At 74.1% G+C, this 17620-nt stretch carries 14 protein-coding genes and 4 pseudogenes; 12 read left to right on the forward strand and 6 right to left on the reverse strand.

All coding sequences use genetic code 11. The features are described from left to right. Positions 1-469: 469 nt before the first annotated feature. Positions 470-1162 (forward strand): annotated as a pseudogene (locus ACIBAI_RS14820) (glycoside hydrolase family 11 protein); the annotation flags it as partial. A gap of 155 nt (positions 1163-1317) precedes the next feature. Then, the gene (locus tag ACIBAI_RS14825; RefSeq protein WP_399034194.1) at positions 1318-2211 is read left to right on the forward strand and encodes an NAD(P)-dependent oxidoreductase; all 894 of its coding nucleotides are present in this window, start codon (positions 1318-1320) and stop codon (positions 2209-2211) included. Here the strand turns inward: ACIBAI_RS14825 and ACIBAI_RS14830 are convergent. Then, a complete protein-coding gene (locus ACIBAI_RS14830; RefSeq protein ID WP_399034195.1) occupies positions 2166-2939 on the reverse strand; it encodes an acyl-CoA dehydrogenase family protein in 774 nt (257 codons plus the stop codon). The two genes, ACIBAI_RS14825 and ACIBAI_RS14830, sit on opposite strands and share 46 nt — an antisense overlap. A gap of 147 nt (positions 2940-3086) precedes the next feature. Between ACIBAI_RS14830 and ACIBAI_RS14835 the strand changes: the two genes are divergently transcribed. Beyond that, positions 3087-3668, forward strand: a complete 582-nt coding sequence (locus tag ACIBAI_RS14835; RefSeq protein ID WP_399034197.1) for a hypothetical protein — start codon at positions 3087-3089, stop codon at positions 3666-3668. Between the two features lie 165 nt (positions 3669-3833). On the opposite strand, the pseudogene ACIBAI_RS14840 reads toward ACIBAI_RS14835, so the two are convergent. Next, positions 3834-4139: pseudogene (locus ACIBAI_RS14840) on the reverse strand (monoamine oxidase); the annotation flags it as partial. A 581-nt stretch (positions 4140-4720) separates the two neighbouring features. Next, positions 4721-5485: an SDR family oxidoreductase gene (locus ACIBAI_RS14845; protein WP_399034199.1), complete on the reverse strand. Its 765-nt coding sequence runs from the start codon at positions 5483-5485 to the stop codon at positions 4721-4723. Positions 5486-5699: 214 nt separating this feature from the next. Between ACIBAI_RS14845 and ACIBAI_RS14850 the strand changes: the two genes are divergently transcribed. From ACIBAI_RS14850 to ACIBAI_RS14890, 9 genes and pseudogenes are all read left to right on the forward strand, one after another. After that, positions 5700-9011 (forward strand): AfsR/SARP family transcriptional regulator, encoded by a 3312-nt coding sequence (locus ACIBAI_RS14850; RefSeq protein ID WP_399034201.1) that lies wholly within the window; start codon positions 5700-5702, stop codon positions 9009-9011. Between the two features lie 611 nt (positions 9012-9622). Beyond that, positions 9623-9919 (forward strand): GlsB/YeaQ/YmgE family stress response membrane protein, encoded by a 297-nt coding sequence (locus tag ACIBAI_RS14855; RefSeq protein WP_399034203.1) that lies wholly within the window; start codon positions 9623-9625, stop codon positions 9917-9919. A 399-nt stretch (positions 9920-10318) separates the two neighbouring features. Continuing rightward, a complete protein-coding gene (locus ACIBAI_RS14860; RefSeq protein ID WP_344600372.1) occupies positions 10319-10708 on the forward strand; it encodes a cell division protein SepF in 390 nt (129 codons plus the stop codon). Positions 10709-10780: 72 nt separating this feature from the next. Beyond that, complete coding sequence (locus tag ACIBAI_RS14865) at positions 10781-11959, forward strand: ATP-binding protein (protein WP_399034204.1); 1179 nt, start codon at positions 10781-10783, stop codon at positions 11957-11959. Next, positions 11956-12297: a nucleotide pyrophosphohydrolase gene (locus ACIBAI_RS14870; protein WP_399034205.1), complete on the forward strand. Its 342-nt coding sequence runs from the start codon at positions 11956-11958 to the stop codon at positions 12295-12297. The genes ACIBAI_RS14865 and ACIBAI_RS14870 overlap by 4 nt, the downstream gene beginning before the upstream one ends. 240 nt (positions 12298-12537) lie before the next feature. Further along, complete coding sequence (locus ACIBAI_RS14875; RefSeq protein ID WP_399034206.1) at positions 12538-13008, forward strand: DUF6099 family protein; 471 nt, start codon at positions 12538-12540, stop codon at positions 13006-13008. Positions 13009-13140: 132 nt separating this feature from the next. Next, positions 13141-14064, forward strand: a complete 924-nt coding sequence (locus ACIBAI_RS14880) for an LLM class F420-dependent oxidoreductase (protein WP_344600365.1) — start codon at positions 13141-13143, stop codon at positions 14062-14064. A 205-nt stretch (positions 14065-14269) separates the two neighbouring features. After that, positions 14270-14500: pseudogene (locus ACIBAI_RS14885) on the forward strand (3' terminal RNA ribose 2'-O-methyltransferase Hen1); the annotation flags it as partial. Continuing rightward, positions 14484-14816 (forward strand): annotated as a pseudogene (locus ACIBAI_RS14890) (polynucleotide kinase-phosphatase); the annotation flags it as partial. The pseudogenes ACIBAI_RS14885 and ACIBAI_RS14890, both read left to right, overlap by 17 nt. A 73-nt stretch (positions 14817-14889) precedes the next feature. On the opposite strand, the gene ACIBAI_RS14895 reads toward ACIBAI_RS14890, so the two are convergent. The 3 genes from ACIBAI_RS14895 to ACIBAI_RS14905 are packed head-to-tail and all read right to left on the reverse strand — an operon-like array spanning position 14890 to position 17566. Further along, positions 14890-15549, reverse strand: a complete 660-nt coding sequence (locus ACIBAI_RS14895; protein ID WP_399034209.1) for a response regulator — start codon at positions 15547-15549, stop codon at positions 14890-14892. Next, the gene (locus ACIBAI_RS14900) at positions 15546-16733 is read right to left on the reverse strand and encodes a sensor histidine kinase (protein ID WP_399034425.1); all 1188 of its coding nucleotides are present in this window, start codon (positions 16731-16733) and stop codon (positions 15546-15548) included. The genes ACIBAI_RS14895 and ACIBAI_RS14900 overlap by 4 nt, the downstream gene beginning before the upstream one ends. Beyond that, complete coding sequence (locus tag ACIBAI_RS14905; RefSeq protein ID WP_399034210.1) at positions 16733-17566, reverse strand: lysostaphin resistance A-like protein; 834 nt, start codon at positions 17564-17566, stop codon at positions 16733-16735. The genes ACIBAI_RS14900 and ACIBAI_RS14905 overlap by 1 nt, the downstream gene beginning before the upstream one ends. Positions 17567-17620 lie beyond the last annotated feature (54 nt).

A 17620-nucleotide genomic window follows, 5' to 3' on the forward strand; every position in this document is an offset into this window, starting at 1 on the left:
CGCCGGTAACCCGCCGCCCGGCCGGCCGAGCCCCGTCGGGGCAGGGGACCCATGTGGTCACCCCGCCCCGACGGGGCTTTTTTCGCTCCTGGTGGGGACGCGGCAGTCGCACGGCAGCCGGCTCCCCACCGTCTCGTCGTACGTCTCCGGCGCTCAGCGGCCACGGGAACTCCCCGGTACCGTCGGCCCACCGGGGTGTGGCACGCCGCCCGGCGTACCCGCGCCGCCCGGCTTTCCCCGGCTGCCCGACGACTCCCGAACACCTCGTGCCCAGGGACGAACCCCCTCCCCGAACACGCCTCACTCACCCGGATTCGACCGCGGGAACTTCCCGACCCGCGCAGGCGGTCCGGCCCACGCCGCCGGCTCGCTGCTGCTGCCCGGCACCGCCCACGCCGCCGAGACCGTCACCACGCCGCGGAACGGCACGCAGGGCGGCTGCTACCGCCATTTCTGAACGGATGGTGTCGGAACGGTCCCCACGGCGCTCGGCGACGCCGGCCATTGCACCGCCGTCCCGAACGACCGCGGGAACTTCGCGGCCGGCGAGGACCGGGCCACCGGCGGTCGCAGAACCGTGAAGCGGCCGGGCGGCTCCGCCCCGTCCGGCAGCGGCTGCCTGTCCGTCCACGGGCGGACGGCCAACCCGCTCGTCGGGTACTCCGTCATGGACGGCTACGGCCCGCACCGGCCCGCCTGCCGACGTGAACGCGTGGCGAAGAGATCCCGCAGCGCCTGCGGGGGCCGGTGGTTCCTGTCCTCGTCCGGCGGTGTCGCACGCCCTTTCCGGCCCCATCGCCGCCTGACGAGCGCGCACGGTCATCATCGAGCCGGGACGGCACCTCCACGCATCGAGGAGCCCCGGCTCGCTCGACGAAAGGCATGGAGGCGCCCCCGGCCCGCGCAGGCCGCCGTCCCGTCCGGGGCCGGCGCCTCGTCGGCGGGAGGGCACGGGCGACGTGGCCCGTGCGCCGCATCAGAAACTCGTCGCGGGTCCGCGTTCCTGTTTCCCGGAGTTCATGCGCGCTTGCGTCGCATCCGGAACGGCGGATTTATCCGAGCCCGTGTTCCGGGCTCGGCGCGCCCGGATTCCGTCGAAATCGCGCCACGACACTTACCTATCGGTAAGTGGTCACTCGGAAGTAACTACTTGACCCCCTGACCCGGTTCTGGAAGCCTTAACGCGTCGCCGCCGAACAGAAAAGGGGTAAGAATCATCCCTGCTCGGCGGTTTCGACGCGTTTTGACGACTCACATGGAGAGCCGAAGTGCGCAACACACGGCGCCCGGCTCTCCTGGAAATGCAGAGGAGTTGTAATGGCGGGCAACGACCGCTCTCCGGTTACGGTCATCGGCCTGGGGCTCATGGGGCAGGCATTAGCCGCCGCGTTTCTCCGTGCCGGTCACCCGACGACCGTCTGGAACCGCACCCCCGAGAAGGCGGCCGATCTCGTCCGGGAAGGAGCTGTGCTCGCGCCCACCGCGGCGGAGGCGGTGACCGCCAGCGAGCTCGTCGTCGTCTGCCTGACGACCTACGACGCGATGCACGAGGTCCTCGACCCCCTGGACGGCGCCCTGTCCGGCCGGGTACTCGCCAACCTGACCTCCGGCTCCTCGGAGCAGGCCCGTGAGACGGAGACCTGGGCCTCGGAGCGGGGCGCCGCGTACCTCGACGGCGCCATCATGGCCATTCCGGCGATGATCGGCGGCGACGAGGCCGTGCTCTTCTACAGCGGCTCGGCGAGCGCGTTCGAGAAGCACGAGGCCACGCTGAAGCTGCTCGGCGGCCGCACCACGTACGTGGGCGAGGATCCCGGTCTCGCGGTGCTGTACGACGTCGCGCTGCTCGGCGTCATGTGGGGCACCCTGAACAGCTTCGTCCACGGCGCGGCACTGCTCAAGAGCGCCGGCATCGACGCCACGGCCTTCCTGCCCTGGGCCACTTCGTGGCTCGACGCGGTCAAGCTCTTCGCCACCGACTACGCGGGCCAGATCGACGCCGGGGACGCCAAGTACCCGGCCAACGACGCCAAGCTGTCGACCCACTTCGCCTCGATCGAGCACCTGCTCCACGAGAGCGAGACGCAGGGGGTCAGCACCGAGCTGCCCGCCTTCGTCCACGCCCTGGTCAAGCGCGCCCTCGACAAGGGGCACGGCGACAACAGCTACGCGGCCATGATCGAGCTGTTCCAGGACCCGAAGGCGTCGTAACCGCTTCCCGAGCCGCCGCCCGCCCTGAAGAGCACCTCGACCGCCTGCCGGCGCCGGCCGTCGCGTCCTCGTAGGCGACCACGTGGTGGGCGGGCACGAAGAGGTCCTTCGCCACGGTGGTCGTGCTGCCCGTGCCGGCACCGGCCGAGACGTCCCAGTCGTCGTCGACGGTCATCCTGTCCGTCGGCACCAGGGCGATGACCCCCTCCTCGGTGCATCGGGCCGCTGCAGCATGGCCGCCGCCGGGTTCCAGTGGGCGCCGCGGCAGCCGGAGTTGAACTTCCAGGTGCCGTTGAGAGGGTAGCCGCCCCGGCGGGCACGAGCGTGCCGTTCGGTGCGAAGACGATGGAGACGCGCACCGAACCGTCTGCGAAGACCTCCTCCTGCGCCTGGTCGGAGTAGAGGCCGGCCGCCCAGGCGCTGGTCATCCAGACCATGGCCGGCCAGCCGGTGGAGGGACAGCCACGGGCGCTCTCGGCGATGACCCCGCTCTGGTCGGCCACGCCGAGGCCCAGGCCGCCGAAGCGACGCGGCACCGCCATGCGGAACACCCCGGCCTTTTCCAGGAGTGCGGTGTTCTCCTCGGGAATCCAGCGCTGGCCCTCGGCCTCGGCACCGTTCTTGCGGAGGGCGGGAACAACGTCCCGCACCACCTCGAGCAGAGAGGTAAGCTCGCCATCCACGGACACGCCTGCGCTCCTCAGTACACCGGAATTGATTTCGGTCACACGCTACTGACGGACCGCAAGCACACAGTCATGTGACGGTAATCGCAATTTTCCGGGACTCTCCCAACTGTCAGCTGATTGCCATCGAATGGGTCCATCGCAGAAGAAGGCGGCATGGGAAAACCGGCCGCTGGCAACATGAGAGGAATGAAGAACATGTGGCCCGAACTCGTCACCGAAGCGACCTCTTTCAGCACCTCCGTTCTCGACAAATGCACGGACCAGGACTGGTTCCGCCCCGCGGGAGAGCTGGAGTGGAGCTGCTACCAGACGATCTCCCATCTGTCGCAGGCCGTGTTCGGCTACTCGGCCCTGCTCATCGCCCAGCCCGTCGACCGTTACATCGGCCTGCGCATCTCCGTGGACGACGGCACACCGCCCGAACTGGCGGTCGAGGGCATCCGGGTCGGAGGCACCCTGCTCGCCTCCACGATCCGCTCGACCGGTCCCGAGGTCCGGGCGTTCCACCCCTGGGGCACCGCCGACGCCGCCGGATTCGGCGCCATGTGCGTGCTGGAAGTCCTCCTGCACAGCCGGGACATCGCCCAGACCTTCGGGGTGGAACGGCCCCTGCCGGACGAGCTCTGCGAGCCCACCGTCGAGCGGCTGTTCCCCGACGCGCCGTCGGGTTTCCGGCCGTCCGAGACCCTGCTGTGGTGTACCGGGAGGGCCGCCCTGCCCGGTCTGGAGCGGCGGACGGACTGGCGCTGGTACGGGGACGTCCGCTGAGCGAGCGGCCACCGCCCGCCAGGGGAGGAGGCGGACGAGCGGCCCGGCCGGGCGCGAGGCGCGCCGGCCGGGCCGTCCGCCATCACCGGGCCAGCCGAGCGTCCGCACGTACTTCGCGGCGCGCAGGCCCGACTCGATCGCCCCGTCGATGTAGCCGCTCCAGCCGTTGGCGGTGCCGCCGCTGGCGAACGCGACGCGTCCGCTCGGCTGCAGGACCTGCGGGTACAGCGTCGTCAGCTGCCTCGGCTTGCGATAAGCCCAGCCGCCGTGCGCGAACTCGTCCTTGCCGTAGGCGTGGGCGGTGACCGAGATGATGTCCAGTTCGACGCCGAGCTGCCTCACGGCCGCCCCGGCCCGGGCCGGGTCGGAGGCGTTGCGGTTCGGATCGACGCTGAAGCCGACATAGAGCCGCTCCTGGCTGGTCGTCTTGCCGGCCTGGAGCCACGGGACCGTCAGGGCGCCCCCGGGCACTGGTCCCGCCGGCGAGCAGCGCCGTCCCCCTGCTGATGAGGAGTTCGTCCTCCGCCGACAGACCGAGCTGGTTCAGCCGGTCGCGCAGCGACAGCGGATCGATCCGCTGCAGCAGGTCCTGCCGGTACAGCGGCTCGAAGGGACGCTCGAAGTAGGACTCGGAGCCCTCGAAGAGGGCCGCGCGCAGCGCCCCGACCCTCGCGAAGCCCTGGTGCGGGTCGAACTCCGACGGTCCGGTGGGGGCCGGCGGGATGAGACGGCCGAGCGTGCCCTCCTCCAGCGCGATGCCGTACCGCGTGAGCTCCGCGCCGACGTGCGGCTGGGTGCCGAACGGACGCAAGGAGACGATTTCCGCCCCCGGCCGCGCGGACGCCGTGGTGTTCCCGGCCCGCGCCGACCCCGGCGGCGGCCCGCGCTCCGGCGCGCGGCGGCTCGTCCCGGTGGCCGAGCTCGGTCCCGGCCGGGTGGGGTTCCCGCCGCGGTTCCGCTCGGGGGAGGGGCACGGGCAGCGAGGGATCCCGCGGACCCGCCCCGCCGGTGCCGGGCGGGGCGGATCCGCGGGGGAGTGCTTCGAACGGCGATCAGTGCGCGGCGCCCGTCAGGCCCTGGGCGAAGCCGCCGTCGACGGGGAACTCGACGTTGGTGGTGAACGTGGCGTCGGCGGCCAGGAACAGCGCGGCGGCGGCGACCTCCTCCACCGTGCCCATGCGCTTGAGCGGCGTGGTCTCGCCGCCCTGCTTCTCGAACTCCGCGCGCTCCTCGGCGGTCATGCCCGGGACGCCCATGGTCGGGGTCTTGATGTAGCCGGGGGCCACGGCGTTCACGCGGATCCTGCGGGGCAGGAACTCGGCGGCGAGGACGTGGGCGAAGGCGCGCACCGCGTCCTTGGAGCCGGCGTAGGCGCTCAGGCCGGGGAAGACCAGGTCGTTGGCGACGGTGGTGAAGACGATCGCGCCGCCGTCGTTGAGGAGCGGCGAGAGGCTCTGCACGGTGAAGAAGGCGCCCTTGGTGTTGACGGCGAAGGCCCGGTCCCAGGCCTCCTCGGTCACCTCCTCGAGGGTCTGCACCTCGGCGATGCCGTGGTTGACGAACAGGTGGTCGACCCGGCCGAGCTTCTCCCGCGCGAAGTCGGCCAGGGCGCGGATGTCCGCCATGCTCGCCGCGTCCGAGCGCAGGACGTGCGCCCGGTCCGACTTCACCTCGGCGCGCGCCTCCTCGATCTTCTTCTCGTCGCGCCCGGTGAAGACGACCTCGGCCCCCTCGTCCACGAGCTGCCTGACGATGGCCAGCCCCATCCCGTGCGTCCCGCCGGTGACGACCGCCGTCCTGCCCTCGAACCTGCTCATCTTCGACTCCCTGGTCGGATGTGGTGCCCGGTACGTGCCTGCGCCGGTGACCACCGGCGCCCGCCCACTCTGGAAGCCGGCCCTTGCGGCCTTCTTTCGATCCGCTGTCACGCCCGTCCGGCGGGCTGCCGTCCAGCGTCGCGGCGGGCCGCGCCGCGGACCGGAGGGGGCGGACGCACACCAGGCGACGACCGCGGCGTACTACGGTGCTCCCATGCGTTTCGGGGTACTGGGGCCGCTCGCCGTCTGGTCCGACGACGGGGCGCCGGTGCCGGTGCCGGAGTCGAAGGTCCGCGCTCTGCTGGCGGATCTGCTGACGGCGCCCGGGCAGGTGATCTCCGCCGACCGGCTGATCGACGAGCTGTGGGGCACCACCCCGCCGGCCAATCCCGCGGGCGCCCTGCAGACCCTGGTCTCCCGCCTGCGGCGGGTGCTCGCGCGGGCGGGAGCCGCCGAGGCGGTGCTCCACCGCGCCCCCGGCTATCTGCTCGCGGTGGCGGGCGAGGCGGTGGACACCGGCCGGTTCGCGGCGCTCACCGCGCGGGCCCGCACCGCCGCGGGCCACAAGGAACGGGCCGATCTCCTGACGGACGCCCTGGCGTTGTGGCGGGGCCCCGCGTTCGCGGACTTCGCGGACGAGCCGTTCGCGCGCGCGGCGATCGCCCGGTGGGAGGAGCAGCGGCTGCTGGCCCTGGAGGACCAGGCGGAGGCCCGCCTGGAGCTGGGCGACCACGGGCTGCTCGCGGGCGAACTGGCCGACCTGACGAGCCGTCACCCCCTGCGGGAGCGGCTGCGGGCGGCCCACCTGCGGGCCCTGTACGGCGCGGGCCGGGCGAGCGAGGCCCTGGACGGCTATCACGACCTGCGCCGGCGCCTGAAGGAGGAGCTCGGCCTGGACCCGAGCCCCGAACTGGCCGCGCTGCACCAGGAGATCCTGCGCCGGCCCCCCGTCCTGCGCCGCCCGCCGGGCCCCGTCGGCGCGGATCCGCGCGGGCCGCGGCCGGGGCGCTCGTCCGCGCAGGAGGGGCCGGACCTCGCGCGGGCCGCGCGGGCCGGCGCCCCCGCGGCCCACCGCCCCCGCACCAATCTGCCGACGGCCGTCACCGACCTGATCGGCCGCGCGGACTCCGTCGACGCGGTACGCGCCCGGGTACGCGCGAGCCGCCTGGTCACCCTGACCGGTCCCGGCGGCGTGGGCAAGACCCGGCTGGCCGTGGAGGTCGCGGCCCAGCTCGCCCCCGAACACCAGGACGGGGTGTGGCTGGTGGAGCTGGCGGCCCAGGCCCCGGCGGCTCCGTCCGGCGGCGAACTGGCCGAGCTGGTGGCGGCGACGCTCGGCGTGCGCGACGACGCCGGCTCCGGCTCCTCGCCCGGCGGCCGGCCGCACCCCCTGCCGGACCGGCTCACCGACGCGCTGGGCGGCCGCCGTCTGCTGCTCGTCCTGGACAACTGCGAGCATGTGATCGAGGCCGTGGCGGGGCTCGCCCGGGCGCTGCTGCGGCACGCCCCGGGCGTCCGCATCCTCGCCACGAGTCAGGAGCCGCTGGACGTCGCCGGCGAACACGTGTGGCCGGTCCCGCCGTTGGACCTGCCCGACCCGGCCGCGTCCGCCGCGGACCTGGCCCGCTCCAGCGCGGTGCGGTTGTTCCTCGCCCGGGCCCGGGCCACCCTGCCGGGCTTCGAGCTGACCGACGACAACGCTGTGGCGGTGGCCGCGATCTGCCGCCGCCTGGACGGGATACCGCTCGCTCTGGAGCTGGCCTCGGCCCGCGTCCGGGCCCTGGGGGTGCACGAGCTGGCCGAGCGCCTCGACGACCGGTTCCGGCTGCTCACCGCCGGCCGGCGGGGCGCGCCCGCCCGCCAGCGGACCCTGCGCGCGATGATCGACTGGAGCTGGGAGCTGCTGACGGCGGCCGAGCGGACGGTGCTGCGGCGGCTCGCCGTCCACGCGGACGGCTGCTCGCTGGAGGCCGCCGAGGCCGTCTGCTCCGGGGACGGCGTCAAACCGGCCGAGGTGCTGGACCTGCTCGCCCGTCTCGTCGACCGCTCCCTGGTGTTCGTCACGCACGAGGCGTACGGGCCGCGCTACCGGCTCCTGGAATCGGTGGCCGCGTACTGCCTGGAGCGGCTGCGGGCCGGCGAGCACGACCGGGTGCGGCGCGCCCACGCCCACTACTACGCGTCCCTGGCCGAGCGCGCCGACCCCTTCCTGCGCGGCGAGCGGCAGCAGCAGTGGCTGCGCCGCCTGGACGCGGAGACGGCGAACGTGCGCGCCGCGCTCGACGGCGCCGCCGCCGACGGCGACGGCCGCCTGATGCTGCGTCTCGCCCGGGCGATGGTCTGGTACTGGTTCCTGCGCGGCCGGCTCGGCGAGGCCCGGCGCTCCCTGACCCGGGCCCTGGACGTGGCGGGCGCCCTCGACCCCCGCGCCGACGCCGACCGCGCCCAGGCGGTGGCGTGGCGCACCGGGACGAGCCTGCTGTCCGGCGATCCGGACGGGCTCGCGGGACACAGCCGCTCCGCGCTCGCCCTGTACGAGGACATCCGCGACCCGCGGCAGCGGATCAGAGCCGGCTGGTTCCTGGGCTTCGCCGTCACCCGGTTCGGCGATCAGGCCGTCGGCGAGGAACTCCTGGACCGCGTACTCGCCGAGTCCCGGGCGCTGGGGGACCGGTGGGGGATCGCCGCGGGGCTGGGCACGCGCGGCATGCAGACGTACGTGTGCGGGGATTTCGGCTCGTCACGCCGGGACGGCGAGGAGAGCCTCGCGCTGTTCCGCGAGACCGGCGACCGGTGGGGACAGCTCCAGGCGATGGCGGTGCTGGGGCGGGTCGCCGAGATCGAGGGCGACTACGCGGAGGCGGGCCGGCTGCACCGCGAGGGGCTGCGCATCGCCGAGGAACTGGGCCTGTGGACGGACGCCTCCGTGCGCCTGTCCGAACTGGGCCGGACGGCGCTGCTGAGCGGGGACCACACCCGGGCCGACGACCTGCACGAGCGCGGCCGACGCCTGGCCGTCGAGCAGGGTGACCGGCCGGCCGAGGAGTTCGCCGAGATCGGCCTCGCCCTGAGCGCGCGCAGGCAGGGCAGGCTCGACGACGCCGAGGCGTACCTGAGCCGCTGGCTGGAGTGGAACCGGCGGTTCGACGCGGCGAACGGCGCCGCCCTGATCCTGGCCGAACTCGGCTTCGTCGCCGAGCTGCGCGGCGACGTCGGGGCGGCGCTCGCCCGGCACCGGGAAGGGCTGGCGGCGGCCCGCGCCACCGGCGATCCGCGCGCGGTGGCCCTGGCCCGGGAGGGACTCGCCGGCGCCCGGGCCCTCGCCGGGCGGCACGAGCACGCCGCCGTCCTGCTCGGCGCGGCGGCCGCGGCGCGCGCGTCGGTCGGAGCGCCGCTGCCGCACGGCGAGCGGGGCGACGTGGACCGCGTCGAGTCCGCGGTACGGGCCGCTCTGGGCGACGCCGCGTTCTCGGCGGCGTACGAACGCGGAGGGACGCTCGACGGGAACGCCCCCGAGCTCTCCTAGCGGCCCGGGGCGGCTCCGTCCGGCCGGCCGCGTCGGCGGGACCGCCGCGCGACTCGGCGGTCGTCGGCGGCCCGGAGCCCGCTCCTCGAACAGGGAGGCCGCGCGCCCCGCCACCGGGCGGCGGATCGGGTACGGCCGGGACCGGTGCTGCTCGTCCGCCGGTCCCGGCACCGCGGTGAGTTCGAGCCGATCCGCAGTGCGACGTGCGCCGGAGGCGGCTTCGCCGGCCGTGTCGAGCTCAGCGCCCTCCGCCCGGCGGAGGCCGGCGGCGGAGCGCTCCACCGCCTCGCGGCCGGGCGCGGCGAGCGACTGAGGACATGCCGCGCGCCGTCCGCGAGGAGCACCCGGAGGTGGTCGAGGCCCTCCGCGGCAGGGGCCTGGTGCCGGGACCGGGGTCCCACGACCGCCTCGGCGCGGCGCCGGGGCCGGTCCCCGGCCGAGGACATCGGCGCACGCCCCGGCGCCGGCTTCGACGCGGGAACGGTCCCGCTCCCGGCGGCGGGTACCGGGGACGCCGCCGGGCCGGCCGAACACAGGGCGGGCCGCACCGGTTTGGAGGTTCGTTCCGGGGAAACACGATGAGCGAACCGACAGCGAGGAGAAATTCTGCCATGGGCATCATCGCTTGGATAGTTATCGGTCTGCTCGCGGGAGCAATTGCCAAGGCGCTCATGCCGGGCAAGGACCCGGGCGGAATCATCATCACCATGCTCATCGGTATCGCCGGAGGCCTGCTCGGTGGCTTCCTGGGCAAGGTGATCTTCGGGGTCGACTCGATCGACGGTTTCTTCGATCTGTCCACCTGGATCGCGGCCATCGTCGGGTCCGTCATCCTCCTTGCCCTGTACCGGCTGTTCACCGGCCGCAGCCACGGGCGCGGACACCGGGGCGGGCACGCGCACGCCTGACGCTCACGCTCCATAACTGAATAACACGAGCGCCCCCGCCGTCAGCGGGGGCTTCTCGTGCGTCCGGGAATCCGTGAGCACCCGGGGAATTCCCCTCACGGAATCGGACGGGCCGCCGGCAGAAAATCGGGACCGGGGACCGGGGCGTCCGGGTATCCACGCATCCGCGGCTCCGGCGGAAAGGCGGCCGGCGAACGAATATCCCGTGCCCGGTCCGGGAACCCGGCCTGCCCGCCGGCCCCACCCGGGCGGCCGCGCGGCCCGGGCACCGGCGCTCGGCCGCCACGGGCGGGCGCGGCGAGTCGTTCGCGCACCGTGTCGCAGTTGGGCCGAACGGGTGACATGGCGTAAGAATTGGCTGGTGCATGCAGTAATGGCGAGTCGAAGCGGGGGGAGCCGGTGAACAGTCACGACGTCACCGATGAACAGTGGGAAGGGCTCGCCCAGGTCGTTCCGTTGCGCGGGCGCGACGCCTGGCCGTCGGCGGTCGACCACCGCTCCCTGCCGGACGCCGAGACGGAGACCCGTCGCCGTTTCGTCGTCCTCCGGGTCAATGTGTTCGCCGACGCCCGTGAGGTCGCCGAGACCCTGATGGCGGGGATCCCGGTGCTGCTGGACCTCACCGGGGCGGAGACCGAGGTCGCCAAGCGCGTCCTGGACTTCTCCACGGGCGTCGTCTTCGGCCTGGCGAGCGGGATGCACCGCGTCGACCGCAACGTGTTCCTGCTGACCCCGGCCGGGACCGAGGTCACCGGGCTGATGGAGGGCGCGGCGGTCTCCGGGCCGTGACCGGTCCCCCGATCGTGGGAAGGACCCGGGGCAAAACGGTTCGCCCGGCGGGGCCCGCCCTACGGTCCGGGTATGACCGTGTCCTCCGCGCCGGCCGACCCCTCCCCGCTCCCCGTGACGGGGGGCGGGGAGGGCCGCCCGGACCGGCCGTGCGTCACCGAACTGCGGCTGTCCGCCTTCGCCGGGCACCGGCGCGCCGGATTCGCGCTGGCGCCCCTGACCCTCTTCGCCGGGCCCAGCGGCTGCGGCAAGTCCGGCGCGCTGCGGGCCTACGAGGCCCTCGCCCGGCTCGGCGGCGGTGCCGGACTGGACGAGGCGTTCCCCGATCCGGCCGCCTGCGTGCCCGAGCGGGCCCGGCCCGACGCCCAGCGCCGCCGCGGCTTCCGCATCGGCTGCACCGCCGACGGCCCCGCGGGGCGGGTCCGGCTCGATGTCGCCGTCCAGGCCGAGCCCGAGCTGCGCATCGTGGGGGAGCGGCTGACGTCCGGGGGTCTGGTCCTGCTGGAGACCGCCCTGCGCGACCCCTCGCGCCGCAGCGTGCAGGCCGCCTGGCACACGGCCGGGTCGTCGCCGGTGACCCGCGCCCCGCTGCCGGACGACCGGCTCGGCACCGCGCTGCTGCCGCTGCGGGTGGCGGGCAGGACGGACGGGCAGCGCCGCGTGCTCGCCGCGGCCGAGCAGATGGTGGTCGCCCTGCGTTCCGTCTTCGCCTGCGACCCGCGGCCCGCCCGGATGCGGGACCCGGTGCCGGCCGGTTCCGGGCGGCTGCTCGGCGGCTGCGACAACCTCGCCGACGTGCTGTCGCGCACCCGCGTCGAGTGCGGGCGGCGGCACGCGCAGCTCGTCGCCGCGGTGCGCGCCGGATGCGCCGGTCCGGTCGCGGACGTGCTCGCCGAGCCGCTGCCCGGCGGCGCCGTTCGCGCGCTGCTCGACCGGGGCGACGGGGTGCGCACCGACTTCCGGCGGCTGGGCTACGGCGAGCTGCGCTACGTCGCGCTGGCCCTGGTGCTGCTCACCGGCCCCGGGGTGCTGGAGGTGGACCCGGCCGGCGAGGTGCCCGCCGCCCTGCAGACCCTGACCGTCCTCGCCGACGGCTTCGACCGGGGCCTGGACCCGCGGCAGCGGACCCAGCTGCTGCGGCTGGCGGCCCGGATGTGCGGACGCGGGCACATCCGCCTGGTCGGCGCGGTGAGCGACGCCTCGTGGGCGGCCGGGACGGACGGGGTCACGGTGGTACACCTGGAACCGTGACCGAACCCCTGGACGTGACGCGGCTGCAGCGCAGACTCGCCGAGTTCGCCGCCGCCCGGAACTGGCAGCCCTACCACACCCCGAAGAACCTCGTCGCCGCGCTCAGCGTGGAGGCCTCCGAACTCGTCGAGATCTTCCAGTGGTTGACGCCCGAGGAGTCGGCGCGCGTCATGGACGACCCCGGCACCGCGCACCGCGTCGCCGACGAGGTCGCCGACGTCCTCGCCTATCTGCTCCAGCTGTGCGAGGTGCTCGGCATCGATCCCCTGGCCGCGCTCGACGCCAAGATCGACCGCAACGAGCGGAGGTTCCCGGTGGCGGGCGACCCCGGGGCGTAGGGGGAGCGGACGCGCGGGACGGCGGCGCGTGACGCACCGGGGGACATCCGCCGAACACGAGGGAACCATCGAGTCCGCTACTACTCTCCGTAGTCAAAATCGGGTCCGCTATCGATTTGTTGTCCAGAGATTTCCGTCTTCCTCTAGCTTTTCGTCCCGCTCGCCCTCACTCTGGGTAGTGACGACGGAGTTCGGGCGGGACGTGCGCGCGGAGCACGTCGGAGCGGACGGGGACAGCGGATGGACGCGGTGCGGCTCATCGTGACGAGCAGACATGCCCTGGCCGCGAGCGGTGACGTGCCCCACACCCTGGCGGAGGTGTGGCAGGCGCAGGCCCTCGCGCAGGCGATAGGCAGCCGCCTCGCGGTGTCGGGCCCGCCCGAACTGCGCGGCGAGGCGATCGGGTTGACGGAGCTGGCGGGCCGGGGGTGCGGGGTGCTGGAGCGGCCGGAGCTCGCCCCCGATGAGCTGCGCGCCGCCCAGCTCACCGAACTGGGGGACGCCCAGCAGGCCCTGACCCGGCTCGACGGCCTCCTTGGCGAGATCGGCATCGCCCTCGTCGCCCTGGCCAGCGCCGCGGACGACGAGGGCACGTACTGGCAGTGCGTGGAGGCCATCGACGCGGCGGACGAGTCGAGGGACCGCGTCCTGCAGATGCTGCGGAGACTGGCGGACCGGGAGGAGGTGCCGGCGCAGCGGGAGGCGAGCTGATCCCGCACGTCCGGCGCCCGGCGGGCGTCTCCTCCCGTCGGGGCGCCCGCCGCGGGCCGCCCGGCCGGTCCGGAGGGGCCGCAGGGGAGGACCGGCGTCGTCCGCCCGCGCGGGAGAGTGCAGGATGGAAGCATGGATCTTCGCATTTTCACCGAGCCCCAGCAGGGCGCCACCTACGACACCTTGCTCACCGTGGCGAAGGCCACCGAGGACCTCGGCTTCGACGCCTTCTTCCGCTCCGACCACTACCTGAAGATGGGCTCCGTGGACGGCCTCCCCGGCCCCACCGACGCCTGGATCACCCTCGCCGGCCTGGCCCGTGAGACCAAGCGCATCCGCCTCGGCACGCTGATGACCGCCGGTACCTTCCGCCTTCCCGGCGTGCTCGCCATCCAGGTCGCCCAGGTCGACCAGATGTCCGGCGGCCGCGTCGAACTGGGCCTGGGCGCGGGCTGGTTCGAGGAGGAGCACAAGGCGTACGGCATCCCGTTCCCGAAGGAGAAGTTCGCCCGCCTCGAGGAGCAGCTGGAGATCGTCACGGGTCTGTGGGCGACCGAGGTCGGCAAGACCTTCGACTTCCACGGCACGTACTACGACCTCACGGACTCGCCCGCGCTGCCCAAGCCCGCGCAGGAGAAGATCCCCGTGCTCATCGGCGGCCACGGCGCGACCCGGACGCCGCGCCTCGCGGCCCGGTACGCCGACGAGTTCAACATCCCGTTCGCCTCGATCGAGGACAGCGAGCGCCAGTTCGGCCGGGTGCGGGCCGCCGCCGAGGAGGCGGGCCGGGCCGCCGACGCCCTGACCTACTCCAACGCCCTCGTCGCCTGCGTCGGCCGGGACGACGCCGAGGTCGCCCGCCGTGCCGCCGCGATCGGCCGCGAGGTGGACGAGCTCAAGCTCAACGGCCTGGCCGGCTCCCCGGCCGAGGTCGTCGACAAGATCGGCCGCTACCAGGAGATCGGCTCCCAACGCATCTACCTCCAGATCCTGGACCTGTCCGACCTGGACCACCTGGAACTGATCTCCTCCCAGGTCCAGTCCCAGCTGTCGTGACCGTGCCGCCGCGGTGACGGACGGCCCGCGCCCCCGGTCCCCCGCGGGACCGGGGGCGCGGTCGTTCCCGTGCCGCCGCGGGGAGCCAGTCCCGCCTCGGAAAATGCCCGGCCGGAGCCCGGCCGGGCCCGGTACGTTGTCCTCGTGCCCCCCATCCCCCTATCACACATATGCGCGGGTAGAACACCTTAAGAGGCGATTCGTCATGTTCCTGACGATCAGTACCACCGGCATTCCCGGAAGCCCGGCGACCGACCTCGGTTTCCTGCTGCACAAGCACCCCGACAAGGCGCAGGCGTTCTCCACCTCCTACGGCACGGCCCACGTCCTCTACCCCGAGGCGGACGCCGGGCGCTGCACGGCGGCGCTGCTGCTGGAGGTGGACGCGGTGGCACTGGTCCGGCGCGGCCGGGGCAAGGCTGGAGATGACCGGCCGCGGCGGTGAGGGCATGGTCGTCGAGCCGGCCGGCGCGCTGGTCCGCGACGCCCGGGGCCGCCTGGTGCAGCCCGGCGTCAAGTGCCGGGGCCGCGAGTACCTGCGGATCGTCTACGGTCCCGAGTACCCGCGCCCGGACCGCCTGGCCCGGCTGCGCACCCGGTCCCCGCGGCACAAGCGGTCGCTGGCGATCCGCGAGTACGCCCTCGGCCTGGAGGCCCTGGACCGGCCGGCGGAGGGCGAACCGCTGTGGCGGGCGCACGAGGCGGTCTTCGGCGTGCCGGCACTGGAGTCGGAGCCGGTGGACCCGCGGCTCCAGGGTGCTTCCGCCGCCCCGGCGGGCGGCGCCGACGTCGCGTTCCCGGCGCGCCGCCGCGCGCACGGCGGTGTCAGGTGACCAGGCCGTGGCGGTAGGCGTAGACGACGGCCTGGACGCGGTCCCGGAGCTGGAGCTTGGTGAGGATGCGGGAGACGAAGGTCTTGACGGTCTCCTGGCTGATGACGAGGGCCGCGGCGATCTCGCTGTTGGACAGGCCGTCCGCGATGAGGCGGAGGACCTCCAGCTCGCGGGGGGTGAGCGGGAGGTGGCGGGAGGCGTCCCCGGTGGGGCGGATGCGTGCGGCGTAGTGGCCGACGAGCCGGCGTGTCACGTCGGGGTCGAGGAGGGCCGCGCCGGTGGCCACGGTCCGGATGCCGTGGAGCAGCCGGTCCGGGGGCGCGTCCTTGAGGAGGAAGCCGCTGGCGCCGGCGCGCAGTGCCTCGTAGACGTATTCGTCCAGGTTGAACGTGGTCACCACGAGGACCTTGACGGGGTGGGGCACGCCGGCGCCGGCCAGCAGGCGGGTGGCCTCCAGGCCGTCGAGGACCGGCATGCGGATGTCCATCACGACGACGTCGGGCCGTACCTCGCGGGCCAGTTCGACTCCGGTCCGTCCGTCTCCGCACGCGCCCGCCACCTCCATGTCGGGCTGGGCGTCGATGATGGTGACCAGACCGGTGCGGACCAGCACCTGGTCGTCGCAGACCAGGACCCGGACGGGTGCGCTCACGAGGCGCCGCCGACGGGGATGCGCGCCCGTACGGTGAATCCGCCGTCCGGGCCGGCGCCGGCGCTGAAGTCGCCGCCCAGGACGTCGACGCGTTCGCGCAGGCCGGCCAGGCCCCGCCCGCCGCCGTCGGCGGCGGTGCGTGAGCCGGCGCCGTCCGTGCCGACCTCCACGGTGATCTCCCTCTCGCCGTGCCGTACCTCGACGGAAGTCCGGCTGCCGTGAGCGTACTTGAGGGCGTTGGTGAGGGCTTCCTGCACCACCCGGTAGGCGACGAGGTCGGCGCTGCCGGCCGATGTCGGCGGCGTGCCCCGTTCGGTGAAGTCCACCGGCTGTCCGGCCCGGCGGGTCTGCTCGACGAGGGTGAGGATCCTGCCGACGGCCGGTGTCCTGAGTTCCTTGGCCTCCGCCGTGCCGGTGCCGTGGTCGTGATCGGTGCCGGGGTCGGGGTCGAGCAGGTCGAGCAGGTGGCGCAGGTCGGTGAGGGCGCGGCGGCCGGTGTCGCTGACGGCGGTCAGGGACTGCTCGAGCCGCTCGGGTGCGGCGGTCAGGTAGCGGGCGGCTTCGGCCTGTACGACCATCGCGGTCACGTGATGGGTCACCACGTCGTGCAGTTCGCGGGCGATCCGGGCGCGTTCGGCGGTACGGGCCCGCGCCGCGGCGCGCTCGCGGCGTCCGGCCTCCGCGAGACGGGTGGACCGCAGCCACGCCCCGGCCCCCCAGGCCAGGGCCAGCACCAGGTAGAACGTCACGAACTCCGCCGGCGTCTCGCCGTCCGAACCGAGCCGGGAGAGCGCGACCGCCAGCGGCACGTACGCCAGGGAGAGAAGGACCGCGGTGGTGCGCCGGCGCCGTTCCAGACGGGATCCCGCACTGATCAGCGCGACGAGCAGCGCGGTGCCGGCGGCCGAGTGGTACCCGCGCAGCTGGTCGAGGGCGAAGCCGCACGTTACCAGGGCGAGACAGACGAGCGGCCACCGTCGGCGCACCACCAGCGGCAGGCTCTCGAGCGCGAGGGCCGCGACGGCGAGCGCGTCGAGGGGGCGGGTCGGCAGGTCCCCGAGCTGTGTCCCCTGGCCGCGCAGTCCCGGCAGGAACGACGCGACCAGGAACAGCATCCCGAGCGGAAGGTCGCGGACGGTGACGTCGAGCCGGTGCCACACCCGGCCGGCCCCCTGAAGGCTCATCACCGGCCGAGTGTAGCCAGGGCGTCGGCGCGCCGGGCGCGCTGCCGGGGAACGACAGTGCCGCGCCGGCGGGCCAGCCACAGGAAGGCGACCGTCAGCAGCGCGCCGGACAGCATCGAGTACACGCTGGCCTCCGGGCCGAACTCGCCGCCCGTGATCAGCTCGGGGCCCGACGTCGAGGCGTCCAGCAGTCCGTGCGTGGCGCCGCTGCCCGAGACCTCGGTGCCGAAGATGCCGGCCTCCGCGAAGTTCCAGCCGAAGTGCAGGCCGATCGGCAGCCACAGGGAGCGGGTGGCGGCGTACGCGGCGGCGAGCATGCCGCCGGCCTCGACCGCGATGGCGACGGCGCCCAGCACGGTGGCGTTCTCGTTGAGCAGATGGGCCGCGCCGAACAGAGCACCGGACAGCGCCAGCGCGATGTACGTGCCCAGCCCTCGCTCCACGAGCCGGAAGAGCAGGCCGCGGAACATCAGTTCCTCCGTGACGGCGGCGCCGGCCATGAAGCCGACCAGCCCGATCGCCCCCGTCGGCGAGCCGAAGCCGTGGACCTCGTAGCCCCCGAGGAAGGAGATGTTCGCGATGACGCACCCGAACATCGCGACACCGATGACCGTGCCCCGGAGGAGCGACCTCCGCGCTCCCTCCCGGGCCAGCTCCGTGACCGGGCGCCGCTCGGTGCGCCCCACGACCCACCGGTAGACGAACACCGAGAGCACGGCCGTCAGGCCGCCCAGGAGGAGCGAGAGCCACGGGTCGTCCTGCACCGCGGTGACGCTCCGGCCACCGACCGCACCGACCGCGACCACGGCCAGGACCTGCCACACCAGTTTCACGACGACTCCTTCTCCGGTTCCGTTTCCGGCCCCTCGCCCGGCCCGCGGCCGGGG

The organism is Streptomyces sp. NPDC051041 (assembly GCF_044456065.1).
GTDB lineage: Bacteria > Actinomycetota > Actinomycetes > Streptomycetales > Streptomycetaceae > Streptomyces > Streptomyces glaucus.

Bases quoted from the DNA above. Each gene is read 5' to 3' on its own strand.
- ACIBAI_RS14865 (WP_399034204.1), top strand. From the start codon at position 10,781: ATGACCGTGTCCTCCGCGCCGGCCGACCCCTCCCCGCTCCCCGTGACG.
- ACIBAI_RS14875 (WP_399034206.1), top strand. From the start codon at position 12,538: ATGGACGCGGTGCGGCTCATCGTGACGAGCAGACATGCCCTGGCCGCG.
- ACIBAI_RS14835 (WP_399034197.1), top strand. From the start codon at position 3,087: ATGAAGAACATGTGGCCCGAACTCGTCACCGAAGCGACCTCTTTCAGC.
- ACIBAI_RS14825 (WP_399034194.1), top strand. From the start codon at position 1,318: ATGGCGGGCAACGACCGCTCTCCGGTTACGGTCATCGGCCTGGGGCTC.
- ACIBAI_RS14845 (WP_399034199.1), bottom strand. From the start codon at position 5,485: ATGAGCAGGTTCGAGGGCAGGACGGCGGTCGTCACCGGCGGGACGCAC.
- ACIBAI_RS14900 (WP_399034425.1), bottom strand. From the start codon at position 16,733: ATGAGCCTTCAGGGGGCCGGCCGGGTGTGGCACCGGCTCGACGTCACC.
- ACIBAI_RS14880 (WP_344600365.1), top strand. From the start codon at position 13,141: ATGGATCTTCGCATTTTCACCGAGCCCCAGCAGGGCGCCACCTACGAC.
- ACIBAI_RS14855 (WP_399034203.1), top strand. From the start codon at position 9,623: ATGGGCATCATCGCTTGGATAGTTATCGGTCTGCTCGCGGGAGCAATT.
- ACIBAI_RS14850 (WP_399034201.1), top strand. From the start codon at position 5,700: ATGCGTTTCGGGGTACTGGGGCCGCTCGCCGTCTGGTCCGACGACGGG.